The following is a 1,005-nucleotide window of genomic DNA, read 5'->3' on the forward strand; positions in this document are numbered from 1 at the left end:
GATCAACCTTGGAAGATTATGTCCATCGGCCTACGAGACTGGGCACACAGGTCATGATCAATGCTCGTTGGTATAACAGTCGCCGCACGGTCGCTCGACGGCCAACTGGGCACGCAATTACTGCCCCCACCATTGCTGGAATCCGCGATGCGATCTTCACGACCTCAACCCGTTGAAGAAGTGTCCGGACCCACTGATACGATTTTCTACGGCACGGACAGCACCTGCTATGCGTCGTGTTCACGCCGGGAGACTTTTGAACGATCAATCGGCAGCCAAGGTAGAGCAATGGTTTCCGGATCCCGGCAACATGTTTCGGACAAATTGGCGCACGCGAGATATCCTGCTTTTTTTGAGTTGGCTTTTTTGGTAGATGCTCGGCTTGTTTTATCACTATGAGCAGACATGCAGCATGATGTCGGTCGGCCGGAAAATCGTGATTTTTCTGTTGATGATCTCTTTGCAGGTCGTCTCAGGCAATGCTTTTTCGAAGCCGTATATCGAACGCTCCTCTGCGCAAATCGTGGTTGCGGTGAACACCGACGAAAGCAGGCTCTCTCCCGAGAATAAGGTTCTGGCTGTATCTGATGCCGACCAACATATTCGGAACTGGCAGCCGTGTGCATATGTCGACTTGAACGAACGTAAGGAATGCGAGAAGCTTGCCTTCATCCTTCCCGTGCAGCTGCGGTTCGAGAACCAGTATTATCTGATCCCACACCCTCCAAAGTCGTAAAACGAAGCGAGTAAACCGGCAGCCCGTCAAGCCTTGCGCTTGCAGCCGGCTTCGCCGCATTGCGCCCATTTTTCCGGAATCTGTCATCCTGCAGTTCCGGCTTGCCCCGGGTGTACCATCGCGGACAGACGCCAGCCGAGCGGCCGAGGACCTCTTCCATTCACAGACCCGAGCTTAATTCCAGGGAGTTAGCCCGAATAATTCACGAGGGGTTGGCGGATATGGTTCAAACCGTTGAAATGACGTAGGATTTGGTTGCTTACGCCGAT

General features: G+C 53.2%; 1 protein-coding gene. It reads left to right on the forward strand.

Features of this window, described 5'->3' with window-relative positions; all coding sequences use genetic code 11:
- Positions 1-412: 412 nt before the first annotated feature.
- Entirely contained in the window at positions 413-736 is a 324-nt protein-coding gene (locus tag EXZ48_RS34685; protein ID WP_130521622.1) for a hypothetical protein, read from the forward strand.
- Positions 737-1,005 lie beyond the last annotated feature (269 nt).

Origin of the sequence: Shinella sp. JR1-6, assembly GCF_004284735.1 — a bacterium.
In the GTDB taxonomy this organism is placed as follows: domain Bacteria; phylum Pseudomonadota; class Alphaproteobacteria; order Rhizobiales; family Rhizobiaceae; genus Shinella.

Coding starts and splice junctions, on each gene's coding strand:
- EXZ48_RS34685 (WP_130521622.1), top strand. CDS start 413: ATGATGTCGGTCGGCCGGAAAATCGTGATTTTTCTGTTGATGATCTCT.